The organism is Mesorhizobium sp. B2-1-1, assembly GCF_006442975.2.
In the GTDB taxonomy this organism is placed as follows: Bacteria; Pseudomonadota; Alphaproteobacteria; order Rhizobiales; family Rhizobiaceae; genus Mesorhizobium.
Window position 1 is genome coordinate 4,012,422 of sequence record NZ_CP083954.1, and the last position, 20,280, is coordinate 4,032,701.

At 63.2% G+C, this 20,280-nt stretch carries 21 protein-coding genes and 1 pseudogene; 10 read left to right on the forward strand and 12 right to left on the reverse strand.

The annotated features are described in order from the left end of the window. Position 1: 1 nt before the first annotated feature. Positions 2–1,105, reverse strand: a complete 1,104-nt coding sequence (locus FJ972_RS19775) for an NAD(P)/FAD-dependent oxidoreductase (RefSeq protein ID WP_140521841.1) — start codon at positions 1,103–1,105, stop codon at positions 2–4. A gap of 104 nt (positions 1,106–1,209) precedes the next feature. On the opposite strand from FJ972_RS19775, the gene FJ972_RS19780 reads away from it, so the two are divergent. Next, positions 1,210–2,460: a cytochrome P450 gene (locus FJ972_RS19780; protein ID WP_140521839.1), complete on the forward strand. Its 1,251-nt coding sequence runs from the start codon at positions 1,210–1,212 to the stop codon at positions 2,458–2,460. Positions 2,461–2,495: 35 nt separating this feature from the next. On the opposite strand, the gene FJ972_RS19785 is transcribed toward FJ972_RS19780, so the two are convergent. The 6 genes from FJ972_RS19785 to FJ972_RS19810 form a co-directional block, all read right to left on the reverse strand. Then, entirely contained in the window at positions 2,496–2,843 is a 348-nt protein-coding gene (locus FJ972_RS19785) for a cupin domain-containing protein (protein WP_140515748.1), read from the reverse strand. A gap of 85 nt (positions 2,844–2,928) precedes the next feature. Then, positions 2,929–4,209 (reverse strand): O-acetylhomoserine aminocarboxypropyltransferase, encoded by a 1,281-nt coding sequence (locus FJ972_RS19790; RefSeq protein WP_140521837.1) that lies wholly within the window; start codon positions 4,207–4,209, stop codon positions 2,929–2,931. 158 nt (positions 4,210–4,367) lie between these two features. Then, positions 4,368–4,889: a CoA-binding protein gene (locus FJ972_RS19795; RefSeq protein ID WP_140521835.1), complete on the reverse strand. Its 522-nt coding sequence runs from the start codon at positions 4,887–4,889 to the stop codon at positions 4,368–4,370. Beyond that, positions 4,886–5,668 (reverse strand): AAA family ATPase, encoded by a 783-nt coding sequence (locus FJ972_RS19800; protein WP_140521833.1) that lies wholly within the window; start codon positions 5,666–5,668, stop codon positions 4,886–4,888. Before FJ972_RS19800 ends, FJ972_RS19795 begins: the two co-directional genes overlap by 4 nt. Then, positions 5,668–6,090: a VOC family protein gene (locus FJ972_RS19805; protein ID WP_140521831.1), complete on the reverse strand. Its 423-nt coding sequence runs from the start codon at positions 6,088–6,090 to the stop codon at positions 5,668–5,670. The genes FJ972_RS19800 and FJ972_RS19805 overlap by 1 nt, the downstream gene beginning before the upstream one ends. 11 nt (positions 6,091–6,101) lie before the next feature. Beyond that, a complete protein-coding gene (locus FJ972_RS19810; protein ID WP_140521829.1) occupies positions 6,102–6,923 on the reverse strand; it encodes an enoyl-CoA hydratase in 822 nt (273 codons plus the stop codon). Positions 6,924–7,075: 152 nt separating this feature from the next. Between FJ972_RS19810 and FJ972_RS19815 the strand changes: the two are divergent. The 4 genes and pseudogenes from FJ972_RS19815 (at position 7,076) to rpsI (ending at position 9,454) form a co-directional block, all read left to right on the forward strand. Then, positions 7,076–7,521 (forward strand): annotated as a pseudogene (locus tag FJ972_RS19815) (PaaI family thioesterase). Positions 7,522–7,583: 62 nt separating this feature from the next. Then, positions 7,584–8,231: a LysE family translocator gene (locus FJ972_RS19820; RefSeq protein ID WP_140521827.1), complete on the forward strand. Its 648-nt coding sequence runs from the start codon at positions 7,584–7,586 to the stop codon at positions 8,229–8,231. 274 nt (positions 8,232–8,505) lie between these two features. Next, entirely contained in the window at positions 8,506–8,970 is a 465-nt protein-coding gene (rplM, locus tag FJ972_RS19825; protein ID WP_010915638.1) for a 50S ribosomal protein L13, read from the forward strand. A gap of 1 nt (position 8,971) precedes the next feature. Next, the gene (rpsI, locus tag FJ972_RS19830; RefSeq protein WP_140493960.1) at positions 8,972–9,454 is read left to right on the forward strand and encodes a 30S ribosomal protein S9; all 483 of its coding nucleotides are present in this window, start codon (positions 8,972–8,974) and stop codon (positions 9,452–9,454) included. 61 nt (positions 9,455–9,515) lie between these two features. Here the strand turns inward: rpsI and FJ972_RS19835 are convergent, their stop codons facing one another. From FJ972_RS19835 to FJ972_RS19845, 3 genes are all read right to left on the reverse strand, one after another. Beyond that, positions 9,516–10,904 carry an MFS transporter gene (locus FJ972_RS19835; protein WP_224646253.1) on the reverse strand — a complete coding sequence of 463 codons (1,389 nt, stop codon included), beginning with the start codon at positions 10,902–10,904 and terminating at the stop codon, positions 9,516–9,518. An 80-nt stretch (positions 10,905–10,984) separates the two neighbouring features. Then, on the reverse strand, positions 10,985–12,043 hold the full coding sequence (locus FJ972_RS19840; RefSeq protein ID WP_140521825.1) for a glycerophosphodiester phosphodiesterase family protein: 1,059 nt from the start codon (positions 12,041–12,043) through the stop codon (positions 10,985–10,987). Between the two features lie 95 nt (positions 12,044–12,138). After that, positions 12,139–13,347, reverse strand: coding sequence for an acyltransferase family protein (locus FJ972_RS19845; protein WP_140521823.1), 1,209 nt, complete (start codon positions 13,345–13,347; stop codon positions 12,139–12,141). Positions 13,348–13,470: 123 nt separating this feature from the next. Here FJ972_RS19845 and speB point away from each other — a divergent pair, with 123 nt between their 5' ends. Genes speB through FJ972_RS19860 form a run of 3 tightly spaced genes read left to right on the forward strand, consistent with a single transcriptional unit; the run spans position 13,471 to position 16,274 of the window. After that, positions 13,471–14,478 (forward strand): agmatinase, encoded by a 1,008-nt coding sequence (speB, locus tag FJ972_RS19850; RefSeq protein ID WP_140521821.1) that lies wholly within the window; start codon positions 13,471–13,473, stop codon positions 14,476–14,478. A 30-nt stretch (positions 14,479–14,508) separates the two neighbouring features. Next, positions 14,509–15,435, forward strand: a complete 927-nt coding sequence (gene argC / locus FJ972_RS19855; protein ID WP_140493968.1) for an N-acetyl-gamma-glutamyl-phosphate reductase — start codon at positions 14,509–14,511, stop codon at positions 15,433–15,435. Beyond that, a complete protein-coding gene (locus FJ972_RS19860; RefSeq protein ID WP_210239843.1) occupies positions 15,432–16,274 on the forward strand; it encodes an aminoglycoside phosphotransferase family protein in 843 nt (280 codons plus the stop codon). The genes argC and FJ972_RS19860 overlap by 4 nt, the downstream gene beginning before the upstream one ends. 82 nt (positions 16,275–16,356) lie before the next feature. On the opposite strand, the gene FJ972_RS19865 is transcribed toward FJ972_RS19860, so the two are convergent. Next, entirely contained in the window at positions 16,357–17,445 is a 1,089-nt protein-coding gene (locus FJ972_RS19865; RefSeq protein ID WP_140521817.1) for a COX15/CtaA family protein, read from the reverse strand. Between the two features lie 183 nt (positions 17,446–17,628). On the opposite strand from FJ972_RS19865, the gene FJ972_RS19870 reads away from it, so the two are divergent. Further along, entirely contained in the window at positions 17,629–17,844 is a 216-nt protein-coding gene (locus FJ972_RS19870) for a DUF2842 domain-containing protein (RefSeq protein ID WP_140522178.1), read from the forward strand. A 17-nt stretch (positions 17,845–17,861) separates the two neighbouring features. On the opposite strand, the gene FJ972_RS19875 is transcribed toward FJ972_RS19870, so the two are convergent. Continuing rightward, entirely contained in the window at positions 17,862–18,920 is a 1,059-nt protein-coding gene (locus FJ972_RS19875; RefSeq protein ID WP_140521815.1) for a polysaccharide deacetylase family protein, read from the reverse strand. A gap of 88 nt (positions 18,921–19,008) precedes the next feature. Here FJ972_RS19875 and FJ972_RS19880 point away from each other — a divergent pair, with 88 nt between their 5' ends. Beyond that, entirely contained in the window at positions 19,009–20,235 is a 1,227-nt protein-coding gene (locus FJ972_RS19880; protein ID WP_140521813.1) for a GNAT family N-acetyltransferase, read from the forward strand. Positions 20,236–20,280: the final 45 nt, after the last annotated feature.

Here is a 20,280-nt window from a genome sequence, read left to right on the forward strand (position 1 = left end):
TTCAGGCGATTTCGGCTCGCAACCAACGTTTCAGGCCGGCAATATCGCCATCATCGACAGCCGCCGCCACGCGCCGGCCGACCGCCGCGCCGAACTTGTAGCCATGGCCCGAGCAGGCCGAGACGATCAGGCATTTGCCCGTCTCATGCGCCAGGAATTTCTCATCGTCCGTGAATGTATAGGCGCAGGTGACCACTTCGGTCACCTCATACTCCTCGATGCGGGCGATCGGCGGTGAAAACAGGTTGCGGATCGCCTCGCCCTCGCCCGGCACCGGCTGCCGGTTCCAGTCGGCGTCGCTGGTCGGCACCCTGTGCAGGCCTGAACCGAATTTCATGCCGGCACCTCGGGTCAGCGGAATCATGTAGCCGTCGGTCTTGCCACCTACATCGAGGACCACGGGCGCAACTTCCCAGACGGCCTTGAGGTCCGCCGGCGGTTCGACATAGGCGAGCGCGGTTCGGTACGTCTTCAGTTCGCCGCCGAGTTCGGGGAACAGTTTCAGCACCCAGGCGCCCGCAGCGACGACGATGCGGTCGGCCTGCATCGTCTCGCCGGACGCGAGCACGATATGCCCTGCCTCGGGGTCGACCGCCGTCACCTTGCTGTTCTCGTAGACGTTGGCGCCGTTGGCGCGCAGCCACTTGGCCAGGCCGGACGCGATCTTGCGGCAATGCAGCGCGCCGCCTTCCGGCGAAAAATAGGCGTAGCGGAACGAGCCCGGCTCCAGGAAAGGCCAGCGTTCGACCGCGGCATCAGGTTCCAGCAGGTCGAACGGATAGTTTCCCTCCTCCAGCCCGTCCCGGTATTCCTCGGCTTCGTCGCCCGGCTCGCGCGAGACGCAGAGAAAGCCCCTGGAATCGAGATGGTTCTCCCCGAGGTCGGCCCACATCTCGTCCCAGGCTTCATAGGCCTCGCTGATCAGCCGGCCGTAGCCGGTCCCGGCCCGGTAGGCACGGCGAATGATGCGGTGATGGTCGCCGGATGCCGCCAGCGGATTGGGGATCGGCCCCTGCTCGACGATGGAAACGCTCTGGCCGGCCTTGACCAGCGCCCATGCGGTGGAGAGACCGGCGATGCCCGCGCCGACAACGATCACATTCATCAAATCAGACTTTCCGCAGCCGTTGCGGCTGGCTCAACGCATTGGATTGCGGGCGCCAACATACGGTCTGGAACCAGGCTGGCAAGCCGCGCTATTGGTCTGGCATGACCAAATCGACGCCATCCTACCTCGCCTTTGATCCAGCGACCCGTCACCTGAGGCTTGACCCGCACGAGTGGGCTTTCTTCCAGGATCCGTACGTGGCCTATGCGTTCCTGCACGATGCATCGAACGTCTTTTTCTGGGAAGAATTCGGGTTCTGGTGCTTTGGCGGCTTCGATGATGTCAACAAGCTGTTGCGCGACCGCCGCTTCGGCCGCCAGAACCCGGCGGGCATTCCCGACAGTCGTGGCATCGGCCGGGATAGAACACATCTCAAGGCATTCGACGGCATCGAAGCCAATTCCATGCTGGAACTGGAGCCGCCGGTGCACACGCGGCTTCGAACACTGGTAAACCGCGCCTTCGTCTCGCGCCAGGTCGAGCGGCTGCGGCCGCGTGTGGAGGCACTCGCCAACGAACTGATCGATCGTTTCGAGCCGGGCAAGCAAGTCGACCTGCTGCCCGCCTTCGCTTCTCCCCTGCCCATCACCATCATCGCCGAGATGCTCGGCGTGCCGGTCGAAATGGGACCGCAACTGCTCGACTGGTCACATCGAATGGTCGCCATGTACGTGCATGGCCGCACTCGCGAGATCGAGGAGACGGCCAATCGCGCGGCGCAGGATTTCGCCGATTTCCTGCGCGGCACCATCGCCGAACGGCGCAAAAATCCCGGCGACGACCTGCTGTCGCTGCTGATCTCGGCGCAGGAGGGCGGCCAAAAATTGTCGGAAGACGAAATGGTGTCCTCGGCGATCCTGCTGCTCAATGCCGGCCACGAAGCGACCGTGCACCAGACCGGCAATGCGGTGCGCTCGATCTTGGCGCAAGGCGGCGACCCGCGCCGTTTCTTCACCTCAGCCGAGGCAACGGCGGCCGCTGTCGAGGAATGCCTGCGCTTCGACGCGCCGTTGCACATGTTCACCCGCTACGCCTACCAGGAGATCGAAATCGCTCCCGGGATCGTCGTGCAGCCCGGCCAGACGATCGGTCTGCTGCTTGGCATGGCCAACCATGACCCTCATGCCTTTGCCGAGCCGCGGGCCTTCCGGCCGGATCGTGCCGACCAGAAGAACGTGTCGTTCGGCGCCGGCATCCATTTCTGCATCGGCGCGCCCCTGGCCAGGCTCGAATTGCAGGTGTCGCTGAAAACCTTGTTCGAGCGGCACCCAAAGCTCCGTCTTGCCCAAAGCCCAAGCTTCCGTGACACGTATCATTTCCATGGGCTGGAAGCGCTCACCGTCGGCTTCTGAAGGAGCGCAGGCCTGAGCTGTGAGCTGCGCGCAGCTCACAGCCTGATCACATACTCCTTGCGGGTGGTTTCAAGCACTTCCCAGCTTCCCTTGAAGCCAGGTCGCAGCACGAAGCTGTCGCCGGCCCTGACGGTGCGCGCTTCGCCACCCTCCTCTTCGATCACCGAAACGCCGGAAAGGATGTGACAGAATTCCCATTCGTCGTAGACGATGCGCCACTTGCCCGGAGTCGATTCCCAGATACCGGCATAAAGACCGCCTTCGCGCTCCTCGACGTTCCAGGTGCGGAATTTCGGATCGCCTGAGATCAGGCGATCGGGCGCCGGCGCGCCTTCTTCGGCGTCGACAGAATCCGTCGATATCGTCAGGTAATGCTCGGACAGGATTTGCCTCCATGAGAACCGGCCTCGGGCCGGCTCGCCTTACCCCGGCGTTTTGCGCCGACCCTCCTACGAGGGGGAGGCTAGATCAAACTTTGGCGAGTGCCTGTTCGAGATCGGCGACGATGTCGGTGACGTCCTCGATGCCGATGGACAGCCGCACCGTGTCCGGTCCCGCACCCGCCTTGACCTTCTGCTCGTCGGACAGCTGTCGGTGCGTGGTCGACGCCGGATGGATGACCAAGGACTTGGTGTCGCCGACATTGGCCAAGTGCGAGAACAACTCCAACGCTTCGACGAATTTGACGCCGGCCTCGTAACCGCCCTTGAGGCCGAAGGTGAAGACCGCGCCGGCGCCTTGCGGCGAGTATTTCTTTTGCAGGGCGTTGTTCTTGTCGCTGGGAAGGCCGGGATAGTTGACCCAGGCCACCTTGGGATGGTTGGACAGCCAGCCCGCGACGGTGATCGCATTGTCGCAATGGCGCTGCATGCGCAGCGGCAAGGTTTCGAGGCCTGTCAAAATGAGAAAGGCGTTGAACGGCGAAATCGCCGGGCCGAGATCGCGCAGGCCAAGCACGCGCGCGGCGATGGCGAAGGCGAAATTGCCGAAGGTTTCGTGCAGCACCAGGCCGCCATATTCGGGGCGCGGTTCCGACAGCATCGGGTACTTCCCTGATTTCGACCAGTCGAACGTGCCGCCATCAACGATGGCGCCGCCGATCGAGTTGCCGTGACCGCCAATGAACTTGGTCAGCGAATGGACTACAATGTCGGCGCCGTGCTCGATCGGCCGGATCAGGTAGGGCGAGGCCAGGGTGTTGTCGACGATCAGCGGCAGGCCATGCTTGCGCGCGATGTCGCCGATCTTCTCGATGTCGACGAAGGTGCCGCCGGGATTGGCCAGACTCTCGATGAAGATCGCCTTGGTCTTGTCATCGATCTGGCTCTCGAAGGTTGACGGATCGTTCGCTTCGGCCCAGCGCACCTCCCAGCCAAAGTTCTTGAAGGCATGGCCGAACTGGTTGATCGAACCGCCATAGAGCTTGTTGGCGGCGACGAAATTGTCGCTCGGCTGCAACAGATTGTGGAACACGATTACCTGGGCGGCGTGGCCGGACGCCACCGCAAGGGCGGCCGTGCCGCCCTCGAGCGCCGCTATGCGTTCTTCGAGCACCGCCTGCGTCGGGTTCATGATGCGGGTGTAGATGTTGCCGAAGGCCTTCAGCCCGAACAGCGAGGCGGCATGATCGGCGTCGTCGAAAACAAAGGAGGTCGTCTGGTAGATCGGCGTGGCGCGTGCGCCGGTGGCCGGATCGGGCTTGGCACCGGCATGGACGGCGAGCGTGTTGAAACCGGGCGTGCGGGTCACTGAAACCTCCCTCGAAAAAAACTTCTGAAATTCGCCGGCCATTCTTGGCCAAGCTCGACCACGAATGCAAAGAAGAAAATACCCTTCGGCGTGTCATCTTCGACCAGGCAGCAGGAAAATACGGCTCCTGCCGGAATAATTTTGCGCCTTCCCCTTGTCTATTTTTGCCGCACGCCGAAACTCTGGAATCCCGACCGCATCAGCGGCTTCTTCGACGACAGCACACCGGAATTGACCCCGGTCCAGCCGATCTCGCCGGACAGCTTGCCATATTCGATCTTGGGGCAGCGGTTCATCACCACCTTGACGCCGGCGGCTTCGGCGCGTGCGGCGGCTTCGTCGTGGCGCACGCCGAGTTGCATCCAGATCACTTTCGGCAGGGGATCGAGCTTCAGCACCTGGTCGACAACGCCGGCCACCGCCGCCGAGGCGCGAAAGATGTCGACCATGTCGATGGGCTGGGCAATCTCGGCAAGGCTGCCATAGACCGTACGGCCGAGTATCTCCTTGCCAGCATGGCCCGGATTGATGGGGAACACCTCAAACCCCTTGGCCAGCAGGTATTTCAACACGAAATAGCTTGGACGAACGTCGTTGGCGGACGCGCCGACCATGGCGATGGTCTTCACCGAATTGAGGATGCCGGCGATGTAGGCGTTGTCATAGCTATCGTGATTCATGGCTCGTCCTCATACAACGCCTCGGCGAGAAAGCCATCAGGATCACTGCTGAAATCGCGCATCATGCGGAAGTGGTCCGTATCACGAAAATCGGTCGAATCTAGCCCGAACCGGCTGATGCGGAACAGCCGCGCGCCTGGACAGGCCATCAGTAGCGGCGAATGCGTCGCCATGATCACTTGCGCAGTGCCCGACCGATCCATGCGCCGCAGCATCTTGAGAAGTTCGATCTGGCGCGATGGAGACAGCGCACTTTCGGGCTCGTCGAGGATGTAGATGCCTTGCCTGCGGCAACGTTCCTCGAAGAAGCGGATGAACCCTTCGCCATGCGACCAGGACAGAAAGTCGGGCGGAGGTGGCTTGAACGGATCTTCCAGGGCCACCTGGTCAAGATAGCGAGCCACCGAGTAGAAGGATTCGGCGCGAAAGAACCAGCCGGCGGTGACTTTTGGCAACCAATGGCCACGGAAGGTATCTGCCAGCGCGGCACCACTCCTGTCGATGGCGCCGGAATGGTCGACAGGCCGGTAGCCCTTGCCGCCTCCGGCTTCGTCGTAACCGGCGAGCGCGCCGATCGCCTCGAGCAATGTCGATTTGCCGGTGCCGTTCTCACCGACGATGATGGTAATTGGTGTGGTGAATTCGAGTTCGAAGGCGTGACCGCGAAACAGCGGCAGGTTCCACGGGTATTTTTCCCAATCGGTCACCCGCTCGGAATCGAGCAGAATGCGCTTGAGATAGGGCGCCTTGAGCCGCGTCAACTGCCTGCGGTGAGCCATCAATCGGGCAGCGAGATCGTACCGTCTTCCGCGATCGGAAAGGCCGGGTTGTGCGCCACTTCCCAGACATGTCCGTCGGCATCGGCGAAATAGCCGTACCAGCCGCCCCAGAAGGCACGGCCTGCCGGCTTGACGATGCGGCCGCCGGCCTCTTCAGCCATCGCAAGCACCGCGTCGACTTCGGCATCGGAGCGGGTGTTGTAGGCGAGATAGACGGCGGAAGGCGCCTTGGCGAAGGTGATGCCGGAATCCTCCTCGGCGCTGACGCGCGGGAACAGGCCGAGTATAACACCACCCATCTGGAAGAAGGCGACGCCATCGGTGATGCCGGCATGACGCTTCAGGCCCATCGTCTCGTAGAAGCGCACCGCACGATCGAGATCGTCGGTGGCGATGGTGATGATGGAGATGCGCGGCTCCATGACTTTCGTCCTTATTCGTCGGTCCATTCCGGCTTGCGTTTGCCGATAAAGGCGCCGATGCCCTCCTGGGCGTCACGCGCCAGCATGTTCTCGACCATGACCCGGCCGGTATAGGCATAGGCATCCGCCAGCCCCATCTCGGCCTGCTCATAAAACGCTTCCTTGCCGGTCTTCAGCACCGAAGATGATTTTGAAGCAATGGTTTGGGCGTATTTGTTGACAATCTGATTCAGGTACTCGCGCGGCACGACGCGGTTGACCAGGCCGAACTCCTTGGCGGTCGCGGCATCGATGGTTTCGCCAGTCAGGAGCATTTCCATGGCGTGCTTGCGCGAGACGTTGCGAGACAACGCCACCATCGGCGTCGAGCAGAACAGGCCGATGTTGACGCCCGGCGTGCAGAAGGTCGCCTCATGCGAGGCGATGGCGAGGTCGCAACTGGCGACAAGCTGCAGGCCGGCGGCGGTGGCAAGGCCATCCACTTCGGCGATCACCGGCTTGGGGTGGCGCACGATCGCCTGCATCAGCGTAGCGCAGGCGGCAAACGTCTCTTCGAAGAAGGCCTTGCCGCGATCGGCGTCGGCGCGGCGCGCTGTCATCTCCTTGAGATCGTGGCCGGCGCAGAATACCTTTCCGGCCGCCGACAGCACTATGACGCGAACGGCCTTGTCGGCCCTGGCACGGTCCAGTTCCTCCGTCAGCGCCGCCATCACCGCCAGGGAAAGCGCGTTCGCGGGGGGATTGGCAAGCGTCAGGCGCAGCACGCCCTCGTCGCGGCTAGCCGCAACCGGCCCTTCAACTGCGACAGGCTTGATGGCAAGGATTTCGGCCATGGCTAAGGTCTCCGCGATTCCATTCCGCTGGCAGCGTATCTAATATCGGCTGGGGTTTCATCAACACCGTATCGCTTGCGCCAGTAGGATGAAGGTGTTGCCAGAAACGCGCCGCTTCGCCCATACAGGCTTGGCGCAGAATGAGGACCGAAATGCCCGCCCAGACCAAGCTCGAGCCGGTGCTGACAGCAGCCCAGGTCAATGCGCTGATGGAGACCGTGTTTCCGCAGCTCAACGAAAAGGGCGCGGCCTTTGAGGCAACCGACGTGTTTCCCGGCGGCTGCACCGTGCGGCTTAATGCCGGCGAACGGCATTTGCGTCCCGGCGGTACGGTGTCCGGCCCCGCCTTGTTCACGCTGGCCGACATTGGCGGCTATGTCTGCGTGCTCAGCCATGCCGGGCCGGATGCGCTCTCGGTCACCACCAATCTCAACATCAATTTCGTCCGCAAGGCGGAAGCGGGACCGATCGATGGCCATTGCCGCATCCTGAAGCTCGGAAAGAACCTGATGGTCTTCGACATCGACATCGTCGCCGGCCCGGAGGGCAGACAGTGGCGCACGCCACCGGAACCTATTCGATCCCGCCGAAACGCTGACACGGAGAAGGCCGATCCGGCATCCTGGCCGGAACTCCCGATCGACACGTCCGTTTTGCGGCATGCCCGATCTGGCCACATACCTTGCCTTTCTCGGCGCCGTGCTTGCCTACCAGCTTTCCGGCGTCGGGCCCGATATGATGCTTGTGATCAGTCGCGGCGTCGGACAGGGCTGGCGCCACGCGCTGGCGGCCGCGACAGGCTGCGTATCGGCCGGCGTCGTACAAATTCCATTACTTGCGATGGGACTTGCCACGCTGATCACATCCTCGCCGCCTCTTTACAGCTTTCTCCAAATCGTCGGCGCCATCTATCTGATCGCCATCGGGGTCAAATTCCTGTTGGCGCGCCGGCAGGATGAAAGTCGTACCTCTGCCTTTGCCAACACCGGTGGCACTGCTGCCGCTTTCCGGCAGGGCATGATCTGCAATCTCACCAATCCGACGACGCTTGCCTTCATGTTAGCGATGCTGCCGCAATTCGTTCACCCTTGGGCCGGTCCAGCGGCGTTGCAGTTCGTCATTCTCGGCACGACTATGAAGATGATGGGAATGGTTGTCCTCGGCGCCATCGCGCTGACCTCCGGCGCGGTCGGCGGCTGGCTGTCGCGCCGAAGCAGCTTCGTCGTGTGGCAGGGAAGGCTAGCCGGAGCCATTATGGTCGCCGTCGGCATCAGACTCCTGCTTGCAGTGACGAGTGGCCGGCGGTGAGCGAAATACCAGCCGTTTTGGCGGTAGGCCGTGTTGTAAAATAATACCACATAGTTTAGCCCTTGAAATTTAACGGTTTTTCGTTTTCGTTGAATCCCAATGATGCTTGACGAGGGCTACCCTTCTCCCCTATAAGCCCTCACGAAGCAGCGGCCCGCAAAGGCCGCCGTTTTGTTATTGGCGGCGGGCAAGCGCTTTTCGCCAATCCAAGCAACAAGAAACGCCTTCCTTATCGTTTGTGGATTGGGGAAGGTCCGAACCGAAAGCAGAAAACATGACAACCTTTTCGCAGAAGCCTGCGGATGTGGTGAAAAAGTGGATCCTGATCGACGCCGAAGGTCTCGTCGTCGGCCGTCTCGCCACCGTTATCGCCAATCATCTTCGCGGCAAGCACAAGCCGACCTTCACCCCGCATGTCGACGACGGCGACAATGTCATCGTCATCAATGCCGACAAGGTGGTGTTCACCGGCAAGAAGTTCACCGACAAGGTCTATTACTGGCACACCGGGCACCCCGGCGGCATCAAGGAGCGCACCGCGCGCCAACTGCTTGAAGGCCGTTTCCCCGAGCGTGTCGTCGAGAAGGCCGTCGAGCGCATGGTGCCGCGTGGCCCGCTCGGCCGTCGCCAGATGAAGAACCTGCGCGTCTATGCAGGTGCCGAGCATCCGCATGTCGCCCAGCAGCCAGAAGTGCTCGACGTGGCCAAGCTGAATTCCAAGAACAAGAAGGTCGCATAAGATGGCTGAGCTTTCCTCGCTCGCAGAACTGGGCGCCGCTACCGGCAACACCAATACGCAGGCCGCGGCACCCGTCCATGTCCAGAAGCTCGACAAGTCGGGCCGCGCCTATGCTACCGGCAAGCGCAAGAACGCCATCGCGCGTGTTTGGGTGAAGCCAGGTTCGGGCAAGATCGTCGTCAACGACAAGGAATTCGCGACCTATTTCGCGCGTCCGGTCCTACAGATGATCCTCAACCAGCCGATCATCGCCGCCAACCGCTCGGGCCAGTACGACATCGTCGCCACCGTCATCGGCGGCGGCCTTTCGGGCCAGGCCGGCGCTGTGCGTCACGGCATCTCCAAGGCGCTGACCTATTACGAGCCGGCGCTGCGTGCCGTGCTCAAAAAGGGCGGCTTCCTGACCCGCGACAGCCGCGTCGTCGAGCGCAAGAAGTACGGCAAGGCGAAGGCCCGTCGTTCGTTCCAGTTCTCGAAGCGCTAAGCGCATCGCAGCTTCACAACCGAAAGGCCGCCTCCGGGCGGCCTTTTTGCGTTGCGCATTACTATTGAGCGGAATGGTCGGCGTCGCGGATGAACAGGAACGCGCAAAGTGCCGAGCCGGCCACCGCGAGCGCCGAGGCCAGGAATGCCAGTTGCATGCCCTCGATCGTGCCCAGCGCCAAGGCGGATCCGAACAGCGCCACCCCGATCGCGCCACCCGACTGGCGCACGGTGTTGAGCACGCCCGATGCCGTTCCCGACATCTCCGCCGGCACGGAAGACAACAGCGCGGTGGTCATGGCCGGTACGGCAAGACCAATGCCGACCGGCAGGAACAGCAGGCGCCACAGCAGCGACAGGTAGGACGTATCGGCCTGGATCAGCGCCATCAGTCCGAAACCGGCTGCCCCGACGAACAGGCCAATCGCCATGGGCGATCGTGGGCCATGATTTGCGGCAATGCGCCCGGCGGCAATGTTCGACAGGGTGACTGCCGCCATGAACGGCAGGAAGGCCAGCCCTGTCATTTCGGGAGAAAAATGCCTTTCCTGCTGGAAATACAGGCTGAGCATGAAGATCGTGCCATAGAGCGTCAGGTTGACGGCCAGTCCCACGAGGCTAGTCACAGCCGGCACGCGGCTGGCAAAGAGACCGAGCGGAAACATCGGCGCCCTCGTCCGGCTCTCGACCAGCAGGAACAGGCTTGCGGCCACCGCCGCCAATACCAGTCCGCCGATGACCGGCATTGAGGTCCAGCCCGATGAACCGGTTTCGATAAAGGCGCCGGTCAGCGAAAACAGCGCCAGCACGACAAGTCCCTGCCCCACCCAGTCGATCGGCGGCCGCTCGGCCTTGAGCGGCGTTTCCTGCAGAAACCGATAAGCCATCCAGATGGCGAGAGCGCCAATGGGCAGGTTGACCAGAAAGATGCTGGCCCAGCCAAGCGACGCGACCATGAAGCCGCCGAGCACCGGCCCTGCCGACAGCGCGATGCCGCCCGCCGCCGTCCACAGCCCAACGGCGCGTGCCCGGCGCGCCTTGTCGGATGCGTAGGCGCGATTGAGGAGTGCCAGCGAACACGGCATCAGCAAGGCGGCACCCGCGCCTTGTGCAGCGCGCGCCGCAATTAGCAACCAGGCACTCTGAGCCAAGCCGCAAGCCAGCGAAGCAATGCTGAACAGCGCCATGCCGCCAACGAAAACGCGGCGAGCGCCGACCCTGTCGCCGAGGGCGCCGCCGGCGAGCAGCAGCGAGGCGAAGGCAAGCGTGTAGGCGTCGACGACCCATTGCAGGCCGCCGACCCCCATCGACAGCCCAGTACCGATCCTGTTCAGCGCGACGTTGACGATGGAGACATCGAGCTGCACGACCACGAAGCCGAGGCTGGTCGCAGCAACGGTGGCGGCATAGGCGGCAGGGCGCTTGATAACGATGGTATCGGGCATGCCCATGGATAACGGGTTTTCCCTGACACCGTTGCGTCAGCAGGCGCCGGCCTGCGACACCAGGCCGGAACTTCAGCCGCGGCAAATCAATTGATGCTGGCGGTCGCGGCAGGTTCGACGCGTTCGCCCGTCCCCGCATAGGGCACGCGAAACCCATTTGCCGCCAGCCAGCCTATCGCCGCCTTCGGCTCATCGGTCTGGATGATGGTGGCGCCGCGATCGGCCCAGAAGCCCCAGGCTTCACGCGGCAGGCTGGCCTGAACCGCCAGTTCATCGCCCCGGCCGCCGGCAAGGAAGCCGCCCGGCTTGTTGACGATGGCGTAGGTGTCGGCCCAGATGTGCCAGTCGCCCCTCACCGCGGCCGCGCGCATGCGCGTGCTGAACAGCGCTCCGCCAGTCTCGGTCAACGTCTCCGCGCCGGCGCGCCAGTTGATCAACTCGATCGCGCGCGGCGCAAAAGCATGGTCGACCGTCGCGACGAAACCGGCGTCATGCACTGCGTCGTCGGCGATGATCGGCATGAACTGGAAGCCGCTGCCGACCGCTTCCATGGCAGCCTTCACCGTAGCGATCCTGGTCTGGCTCCACAGGTTTTCCTTGACGATGACCTGGTCGGCCATGCCGAGATCTCGCGCCACCGCGACCATACCCGACAGGTCCCCAACCTCGAGCTTGTTGTCGAGATTGATGAGGATCTTGTCCCGGGTCGCCAGCAGCATCTCGCGCAGCGTCGAGACTGTCTCGTCGGTGACGGCGCCCGTGCCTTCGATCACCAGCCGGCAGCTCTTCAGTTCGGCCAGCGTGTACTTAACCACCTCACCCTTGCAGGTCGTGGTGCGATCAAGCCAGCTGTCATGCATGACGACAAACTCGCCGTCCTTCGAGCGCCGGATGTCGACCTCGACGATCTCGGCGCCAATCGCGATCGAGCCTTCGACGGCGGCGAGCGAATTTTCCGCATACAGCCTCTTGCCGGTCTGCATGCTGCCGGCGCGATGCGCGGCCACCATGACGTGGTCGCGCCAATGGTTGGCATGTTCGAAGCGGTCGAGGATCTGCCTGGCGCGGGTTTCGCCCGCCATTGACTGGCTGGCGGAAGCCGCCAGCGTGACGGAAAGCAGAAGGCTCGGCCAGAAGGTCCGCATCGAGAATCGCTCCATTCCGGATCAAACCGGGAATAGGCGATGCCCGTGACATCTAGGTGAACGAAGCCGGCTAGCGGTTGCCGCGATATGTCGCCTCAGATGCGTTTCGACAGTCGGCGGAACCAGGCCATCGCAGGCATCTCGACACAACGCCAGGTGATCCAGGAGACACCTATCGTGACAAGAAGCATGACGAGGATCGCAACGTCCCCCGCCCAGCCGGCGCCGAAGCCGGTCGCCGGCTCTCCGCGCAAGACGATGTCGCCGACAAGACCGAGGCCGAGCTTGCGCTCGACCAGGCCGGCGACATTGATCATGCGCGCCTGGACGAAGATGTGGACCATGTAGATCGAGTAGGACAGCGCGCCGAGCGTCAGAATGAGTGGGGTTCTCAGAAAGACACTGATCCAGCCCCCCTCATGAGCAAAGAGAAACAATGCCAGTGCAAACACCAGCGGTGCTGCGATCCCGGCATCATTGTCGCCCGCCAGTGCGACGAAAAGCACAATGACAGCCGCCATGACGATTTCGGCAAGGGTCCAGCTCAGCAACGGGCCGGTCCGGGCAAGCGCCTGTCGCGCGCCTGCAATGGAATCATGCTGGAACCAGGCAAGCAAGGCGCCGAGCGAGAAGCCGTACAGGCAGCGTATGAAGCCGAAATCGAAGGACACATCCATATGGTGGGTCGAGAAGCCAAGCAGAAACAGCGGCGCGGTGATGGCGGCGGCGACGAACCACACCCAGGCGCGTGCCCCGGCGGTGAAGACCACTCCCGCGAACAACAGGTAGGCGAAGAACTCCGCCGAAATGCTCCAGCTTGGCGCATTCCAAGTCAATTGGTTCTCGAAGCCGACCCCCTGGAGCAGCAGCAGGTTGGCAAGCAGGCTCTGGAGGCTGAAGCCGCCGGTGAAGGGAGCGGCACCGGCGCCATGCACCTGCGGCAGCATCAGCCGCAGCAGCTCGAATCCGGCAAAGGCGGCGAGCATGAGAAAATGCAGCGGATAGATGCGGCCGAAGCGCACCACCGCAAAGCGTGCGACCTCCCGCGGCTGGTTCAGCCGCCAGCCATAGGAGCTGGCGATGACGAAACCGGAGAGAACGAAGAAGAAGTCGACAAACAGATAGGACGAACCGACAAAGGCGCTTTGCGAGATCGTCGAAGCGGTCGGGAAGTGGAACAGCGCCACCAGCAGGGCGCAGATGCCGCGCCACGAATCGAGAACCAGGAACCGCTCACCCGCCACCGTGCCGGACTGGATCGACGCCGCGCCATGGGGAGAATCAAGAAACGCGGTCTGCGCCATGATGATACAATCCTGTCTCGCGGCGGCACCGCGCCCGCGCCGTTTCGTTTCCCCAAGCTGTGACTGGCATGTTGCGTGCCGGTTCTGTAGTTGTTGCACCCCGATGAAAACCAAGGATCCGTAATGGCGAACAAGAACATCGACCATGCCTTCACAGCCCGCTCAAAGACGGGCGCTTCGCTGGAGCCGACCTATGCCGGCGCGCTGTCGTTCATGCGACGCAGATACACGAAGGATGTGAAAGGCGCGGACGCTGTGGTTTGGGGCATCCCTTTCGATGCCGCCGTCACCAATCGGCCCGGCGCGCGTTTCGGGCCGCAGGCGATCCGCCGCGCCTCGGCAATCCTCGACAACGATCCGCAATATCCCTTTTCGCGCGATCTGTTCGAGCACCTCGCGGTGGTCGACTATGGCGATTGTCTGCTTGATACCGGCAACCACCAGAAGACGCCGGGGACGATCGAACGCGAGGCGACCAAGATCCTGAAGACAGGTGCTTTCCTGCTGTCGCTGGGCGGCGACCATTTCGTCACCTGGCCCCTGCTCAAGGCACATGCCGCAATCCATGGCCCGCTCGCTCTGGTGCAGTTCGATGCGCACCAGGATACCTGGGAGGATGACGGCAAACGCATCGACCACGGATCCTTCGTCGGCCGCGCGGTCAAGGAAGGCATTATCGATCCCGACCGCTCGATCCAGATCGGCATCCGCACCCACGCGCCCGACACGTTCGGCATCAAGATCCTCTACGGTCACGAGATCGAGGAGATGCGTGCATCCGACATCGCCTACGCCATCGTCGACAGGACGGGCGGCAAGAAGACCTATCTCACCTTTGATATCGACTGCCTTGATCCTGCCTATGCACCCGGCACTGGCACGCCGGTCGCCGGCGGGCCGTCCTCTGCAAAGATCCTGTCGACGCTGCGCCAGCTCAATCAGATCGATATTGTCGGGGCCGATGTCGTGGAGGTTGCGCCGGCCTACGATCACGCCGATATAACGGCGATTGCCGGCTCGATGATCGCCATGCAGTATCTTGGCCTGCTGGCCGAGCGGAAAGCACGGCTCGAAGAGCTGAACAACGGCAGCCACAACGGCGCCGCGGTGAACCAAGGCAACGGCATATAGTTTTTCGATATCAGGGAATTTGATCAGCCAATGAAACCGAAAATCTTCATCGACGGCGAGCACGGCACCACCGGTCTCCAGATCCGGGCGCTGCTTGCCGAGCGCGGCGACCTGGAGATCATTTCAATTCCCGCCGAGCGCCGCAAGGAAACGGCGGCGCGAGCCGAATTCCTCAATGCCGCCGACGTTGCGATCCTGTGCCTGCCGGACGATGCGGCGAAGGAGAGCGTGTCGCTGATCTCCAACGAGACCACCAGGGTCATCGATGCTTCGACCGCGCATCGCGTAGCGCAAGGCTGGGAATATGGCTTTGCCGAGATGGACAAGGAGCAGGCGAAGAAGATCGGGGCGGCGAAACGCGTCGCCAATCCCGGCTGCTGGCCGCAGGGACCGATCGCGACGCTGCGGCCGCTGGTCGCCGCCGGCCTGCTGCCTGCGGATTTCCCGGTCACAGTCAACGGCATCTCGGGTTATTCGGGCGGCGGCCGCCCGATGATCGAGGACTATGTCGCCAAGGGCGAGGACGCCTCTGAATTCCTGCCCTACGGGCTCACCCTCCAGCACAAGCACGTGCCGGAGCTCAGGGCCTATGCGAAACTGTCGCACGATCCGATCATGCAGCCAGCGGTGGGCAATTTCGCGCAAGGCATGATCACGGTGGTGCCGCTGCAGCTCGGTGGCCTCGACCATGTGCCGACCGGTGCGGAACTCCATGCAGCCATCGCCGACCATTTCGCCGCCATCAAGGGCGGCGTGGTCGAAGTGGCGCCCTATGCGCATGTGGAGCGCATTCCGGAGATCGATCCGGAAATCTACAATGGCACCAACCGAATGAAGCTCTACGTCTTTGCCAATGACAAGCGCGCGCAGGCCCTGCTGCTCGCCGTTTACGACAATCTCGGCAAAGGGGCATCGGGGGCTGCCGTACAGAACATGGACCTGATGCTCGGCCTCTGATGGCGGCACCGGCATTTCCGGACCGTTGGAAGATCAGCGCGCCCGAGCTCATCGCCGAGACCTTTTCGAGCCGCATCTGGAAGGTGCGGCGCGAGGACGGCTCGCCGGCGATCGTCAAGGCGCTGAAGCCATTCGATGACGTCGCAGACGAGTTGCGCGGCGAGCATTTCCTTGCCTGGCGGCGCGGCGAAGGCGCCGTGCGGCTGCTGGGCCGCGACGGGCATTCCATGTTGCTCGAATATGCCGGGGAGACCATGCTGTCGCATGTTCTTGCCGAGCAGGGAGATTTGGCCGCCACGGAAATCGCGGCGGAGGTGATGGCAAAGCTGTTTTCGCCATCGGATCACCCCGCTCCGCCCGACCTGCAGCCGCTTCGGGAACGATTTTCCAGCCTGTTCAAGAAAGCGGAGGCCGACCGTGTCGTTGGCCGGAACAGCCTTTATGTCGAAGCGGCGGAAATCGCCGACCGGCTGCTGGGTGGTCCGCATGATGTCAGGCCGCTGCATGGCGACCTCCATCACGACAACATCATGCACGGAGCACGCGGCTGGCTGGCGGTAGATCCGAAGGGCGTTCTCGGCGACCCGGGATTCGATGCCGCGAACATGTTCTACAATCCTCTTGATCGCGACGACCTTTGTCTCGATCCCCCACGGATTGCCGGGATGGCTGAAGTCTTTGCGCGAACGCTGAGCCAGACGCCGGCGGCAATACTGGATCACGCCATCGCCTATGGCTGCCTGTCGGCTTCCTGGCACCATGAGGACGACAACGCGATCGAGGAGAACCGCGAACTGTCGGTCGCAGCAGCGATCCGAACGGTACGGCTCGGCTTCTGATCCGTGCCGCCTTGCGTCAGGCGGAATTCGACGGCGACAAGACGATGGCGTAGTCGAACGTTCTGGATGTGACCGGAGAGACTCAGCGTCCGAGGGCGATCTCGTGGGGCAAGGGATATGCTCCCTTGGTGCCGCGCCAATGCGCGGCGGCGAACCCCAGCAGGACCAACGCGAATCCCTGGTGGGTCAGCGCCATGTGCAGCGGCACATGCATCAACAGCGTGCCGATGCCGACGGAGGCCTGCACCAGCACCAGGGCAAACAACAGCGTCGCGCGACGAGCATGCGTTGAACCGGGCAGACGGCGACGCGCGGCGATCATGTGCCACAAGGCGACGACGAACACCGTATAGGCGCCGATCCTGTGCACGAACTGCACCGTCTTGGGGCTTTCGAAGAAATTGCGCCATGCCGGCTCCAGGATCAGCAGATCGCCGGGAATGATCTTTCCGTCCATCAGCGGCCAGGTGTTGTAGCTCAGGCCGGCGTGGAGCCCGGCGACCAGACCGCCGAGATAGATCTGGATCAGCGCCAGAAGCACTACGAGACCAGCCAGTTTCTGGGTCGAACGATCGGCCGCAGGTTCCGAATGCGGCGCCAAGCCGCGCGCGACGACCATGGTCGCCGTGAAGATCAGCGCGGCAAGCGTCAAATGGGTGGCGAGCCGGTACTGGCTGACCGAGACGCGGTCGACCAGACCGGAGGCAACCATCCACCAGCCGATAGCGCCCTGCAGACCGCCGAGAAGCAGGATGCCGACCAGCTTCGGCCCCAGTCCGCGCTCGATGCGGCGCGCCGCCCAGAAGAACAGCAGCGGCAAGGCGAAGACCAGGCCGACGCTGCGCGCCAGGAGACGATGCGCCCACTCCCACCAGAAGATCGACTTGAATGCCTCGATGCTCATGCCCTTGTTGAGCTCGGCATATTGCGGGATCTGCTGATAACGCTGGAATTCCTCTTGCCATTCGGCGTCGTTGAGCGGCGGGATGACGCCGTGGATCGGCTGCCACTCGGTGATCGACAGGCCGGACTCGGTGAGCCTTGTGGCGCCGCCGACCAGCACCAGCGCGAACAGCACCAGAAGCACGACGTAGAGCCAGCCGCGCACCAGCGCGCGGTTGTGCAGATCGCGGTCACGCGCCTCGTAAGGCGCGGCAGTAATGGCGGCCATGGATTTATCCCGGCAGGTTGAAGTCGCGGATTGGTGGACCATCGCATTCCCGCATGCAAGACCGGGCGGCGCGGCACGCCGTCGCGCCGCGTCTGTCGGGTTGCACAGCTTCGCGTCAAGGCCTATGGCGAAGCCGACACATTGAGCTGGGCCGCACTTTACCCCGGCTCCTGGAGGCCAACCATGCCCGTGCGCCTGAAAAAGCTGATCGGAATGTTCCTGCTGGTGGCGCTTGTCATCATCTATGCGCTGGTCGCATCGATCTTCGCGGTCGCCCGGCTGTCCGAGGCGGGCCCGTGGACGCATTTCCTGTTCTTCCTGCTAAGCGGTCTGCTCTGGGTGCTGCCGGCGATGGGCATCATCAAATGGCTGATGCTGGAGCCTCGGCCCAAGCGCTGAACCGTTGCCGGCCGGCCTCAGATGGTGACCACCATCTTTCCGGCATTGGCGAGCGGCGTCGTCACGCCAGACAGCATGGTGCGGATGTGGGCGAGGTTCTGATAACGGCCGTTGACCGAGATGCGCGGCAATGCGTGCAGGAAGCCGGCGTGTTCGGCGCGCAGCACGCCATGACGGGTGGTCACGGCCGAGGTGTAGCCGGCATCGCGGACAAAGCCCACTTCGCGGCAGCCGACGGCGCTGGCATAGCCGTAGGGATAGGCGAAATGGCGCGGCTCCTCGCCCAGCTCGGCTCGCAGGATGGACTTCACCCCGACGATTTCGTGCCGCGCGTCGGCTTCTGAAAGCCGCTTCAGATTGCTGTGGTTGATCGTATGAGCACCGATCGTTACGAGCGGATGCGCTGCGATCGCGCGGATCTCCGACCAAGTCATCAGCGTGTCGACGCGCGGCCGGCCGGCGTCGACGCCGTTCGCATGCGCCAGTTCGCGCAGCACGGCGCGCAGGTCCTCCTCGCGAACCTCGCTGGTGAGATAGGTGTGCAGCCGTGCGATGGCCTGGAGCTTTTTGGCCGGGCTGGTGCAGTCGATCGTCGTTTTCCCTTCGGACGTCGTCAGGGTCAGGCGATCGCCCGCGTTGACGAGATCCTCGACCACGTCCCACCACAGATCCGCAGTGCCGTTGATAAGCCCCGGAGCCACATAGATGGTGATCGGCGCGCCGTGCTTTTCCAGCACCGGCAAGGCCTCGGTCATGTTGTCGCGATAGGCGTCGTCGGCGGTGATGGCGGCGAACTGGCCGCCCTTGCCGCGCGCCGCGATACGCTCCACCGCCTCGTCCATCGAGACGAAGGCGTAGCCATCCGCCTTCAGGCCGGCGATCATGGCGTCGAGGAAGCCGGGCGCAATGTTGAGATGACGGTTGACGCTGTCGGGCTTTTCGGGCTTTGCCGTAACGCGGTGCAGCATGAGGATGGCGCCAATACCGCCGACCAGCGGTTTGGCCAGCGGTGCGAGGCCGGTATAGCGGGCGACGTTGAGCGCCAGCTTTCGGATTGCCTCCCCGCCGTCGATCATTCCTTCACCTTTTGCGCCTAGGCTGAACCAAGCACGGATACGCCTGAGCGCCCCCAAATCGGCAGCAATACGCCCTAAGGATTGAGGTATGGTTGACGCGGCCGCGTCATTTGACGGCAATCGCCTGGCGGCAATCGAAGCCCCGCCCAGTGTGCCGCCGATAGAGCCGGCTGGGCTGTCGGTTTCCACCGCTTCCGCCGATGGGCTCGCGGCCTATGCCGCGTTCTGCCGCTCCGCCGTGTTCGCGCCGGCGCAGAGCGCGGTTTGGATCCGCAACTGGGCCGCGCAGGTCGAGCCGGACCCGGTCGTGGCGATGCTGAATTGCGAAGGCAGACCGGTTTTCGCACTGGCGCTGGAGGTCGTCGGCCATGGGCCATTCCGTGTTGCCCGCTTCATGGGTGGCCGCCACGCCAATGGCAATTTCGTCGCCGCCGACCCGCAATGGCTTGCCAGGGCGGACAGTGCGGCTATTCGTTCGACCCTGACGGCCATAGCCGAGGCTCGCCCCGACATCGATCTCGTCGCCTTCGAACGCCTGCTGCCCGACCTCGATGGCGTAGCCAACCCACTCGCCTCGTTCGATTATTTCGACAGCCCGAACCTGTCGCTCGCCGTCGACCTGGTCGGCGGTTTCGATGCACTGCTCTCTCGGGCAAACGGAAAGCGCAAACGCAAGAAGCACCGCTCGCAGACGCGCAAGTTCGAGGCCATCGGCAGCCATCGGCGCATCGAGGCGCGGACCGTGGACGAGGTCGGCCGGCTGCTCGACGGCTTTTTCGAGATGAAGGAATCCCGCTTCCGCAGGATGGGCATCGCCAACGTCTTCGGCGACAATCAAGTGCGCGCGTTCTTCCGTGCTCTGTTCACCGAGGCGCTTGCCGAGGATAAGCCCTCCTTCGTGCTGCACGGGCTCGAGGTCGCCGGCAAGCTTCGCGCCGTGACCGGATCGAGCCGCTCGGGCAAACGGCTGATCTGCGAGTTCGGCGCGATCGCCGAGGATGACCTCGCCCACACCAGCCCCGGCGACTTCCTGTTCTTCGACAATATCCAGGAAGCCTGCGAGGCGGGTTTCGACGTCTATGATTTCTCGGTCGGCGACGAGCCGTACAAGCGTTTATGGTGCGATATCGAAACGCAGCACTTCGAGGTGCTGGTTCCGCTGACGTCGAAAGGCCGGGCACTGGCGCTGGGGCTGCGGCAAAGCGCCAGGCTGAAAGCCGTCGTCAAGAACAGTCCGACGATCTGGAAGCTGACCAAGCTGCTGCGTCGCAAGGCCGCTGGCCAGGCGCCGGCGCCCGCCGAGGACGGTAGCTAACCCGCCGACCTTCCAACGTGATGACCACAAGCGCCGCTCATCGGA

Bases quoted from the DNA above. Each gene is read 5' to 3' on its own strand.
- FJ972_RS19845 (WP_140521823.1), bottom strand. From the start codon at position 13,347: ATGGCGCAGACCGCGTTTCTTGATTCTCCCCATGGCGCGGCGTCGATC.
- FJ972_RS19820 (WP_140521827.1), top strand. From the start codon at position 7,584: ATGCCCGATCTGGCCACATACCTTGCCTTTCTCGGCGCCGTGCTTGCC.
- FJ972_RS19805 (WP_140521831.1), bottom strand. From the start codon at position 6,090: ATGGAGCCGCGCATCTCCATCATCACCATCGCCACCGACGATCTCGAT.
- FJ972_RS19875 (WP_140521815.1), bottom strand. From the start codon at position 18,920: ATGATCGACGGCGGGGAGGCAATCCGAAAGCTGGCGCTCAACGTCGCC.
- rplM (WP_010915638.1), top strand. From the start codon at position 8,506: ATGACAACCTTTTCGCAGAAGCCTGCGGATGTGGTGAAAAAGTGGATC.
- speB (WP_140521821.1), top strand. From the start codon at position 13,471: ATGGCGAACAAGAACATCGACCATGCCTTCACAGCCCGCTCAAAGACG.
- FJ972_RS19870 (WP_140522178.1), top strand. From the start codon at position 17,629: ATGCCCGTGCGCCTGAAAAAGCTGATCGGAATGTTCCTGCTGGTGGCG.
- FJ972_RS19795 (WP_140521835.1), bottom strand. From the start codon at position 4,889: ATGAATCACGATAGCTATGACAACGCCTACATCGCCGGCATCCTCAAT.
- FJ972_RS19880 (WP_140521813.1), top strand. From the start codon at position 19,009: ATGGTTGACGCGGCCGCGTCATTTGACGGCAATCGCCTGGCGGCAATC.
- FJ972_RS19865 (WP_140521817.1), bottom strand. From the start codon at position 17,445: ATGGCCGCCATTACTGCCGCGCCTTACGAGGCGCGTGACCGCGATCTG.
- FJ972_RS19835 (WP_224646253.1), bottom strand. From the start codon at position 10,904: ATGGGCATGCCCGATACCATCGTTATCAAGCGCCCTGCCGCCTATGCC.
- FJ972_RS19810 (WP_140521829.1), bottom strand. From the start codon at position 6,923: ATGGCCGAAATCCTTGCCATCAAGCCTGTCGCAGTTGAAGGGCCGGTT.
- rpsI (WP_140493960.1), top strand. From the start codon at position 8,972: ATGGCTGAGCTTTCCTCGCTCGCAGAACTGGGCGCCGCTACCGGCAAC.
- argC (WP_140493968.1), top strand. From the start codon at position 14,509: ATGAAACCGAAAATCTTCATCGACGGCGAGCACGGCACCACCGGTCTC.
- FJ972_RS19800 (WP_140521833.1), bottom strand. From the start codon at position 5,668: ATGGCTCACCGCAGGCAGTTGACGCGGCTCAAGGCGCCCTATCTCAAG.
- FJ972_RS19840 (WP_140521825.1), bottom strand. From the start codon at position 12,043: ATGCGGACCTTCTGGCCGAGCCTTCTGCTTTCCGTCACGCTGGCGGCT.
- FJ972_RS19775 (WP_140521841.1), bottom strand. From the start codon at position 1,105: ATGAATGTGATCGTTGTCGGCGCGGGCATCGCCGGTCTCTCCACCGCA.
- FJ972_RS19780 (WP_140521839.1), top strand. From the start codon at position 1,210: ATGACCAAATCGACGCCATCCTACCTCGCCTTTGATCCAGCGACCCGT.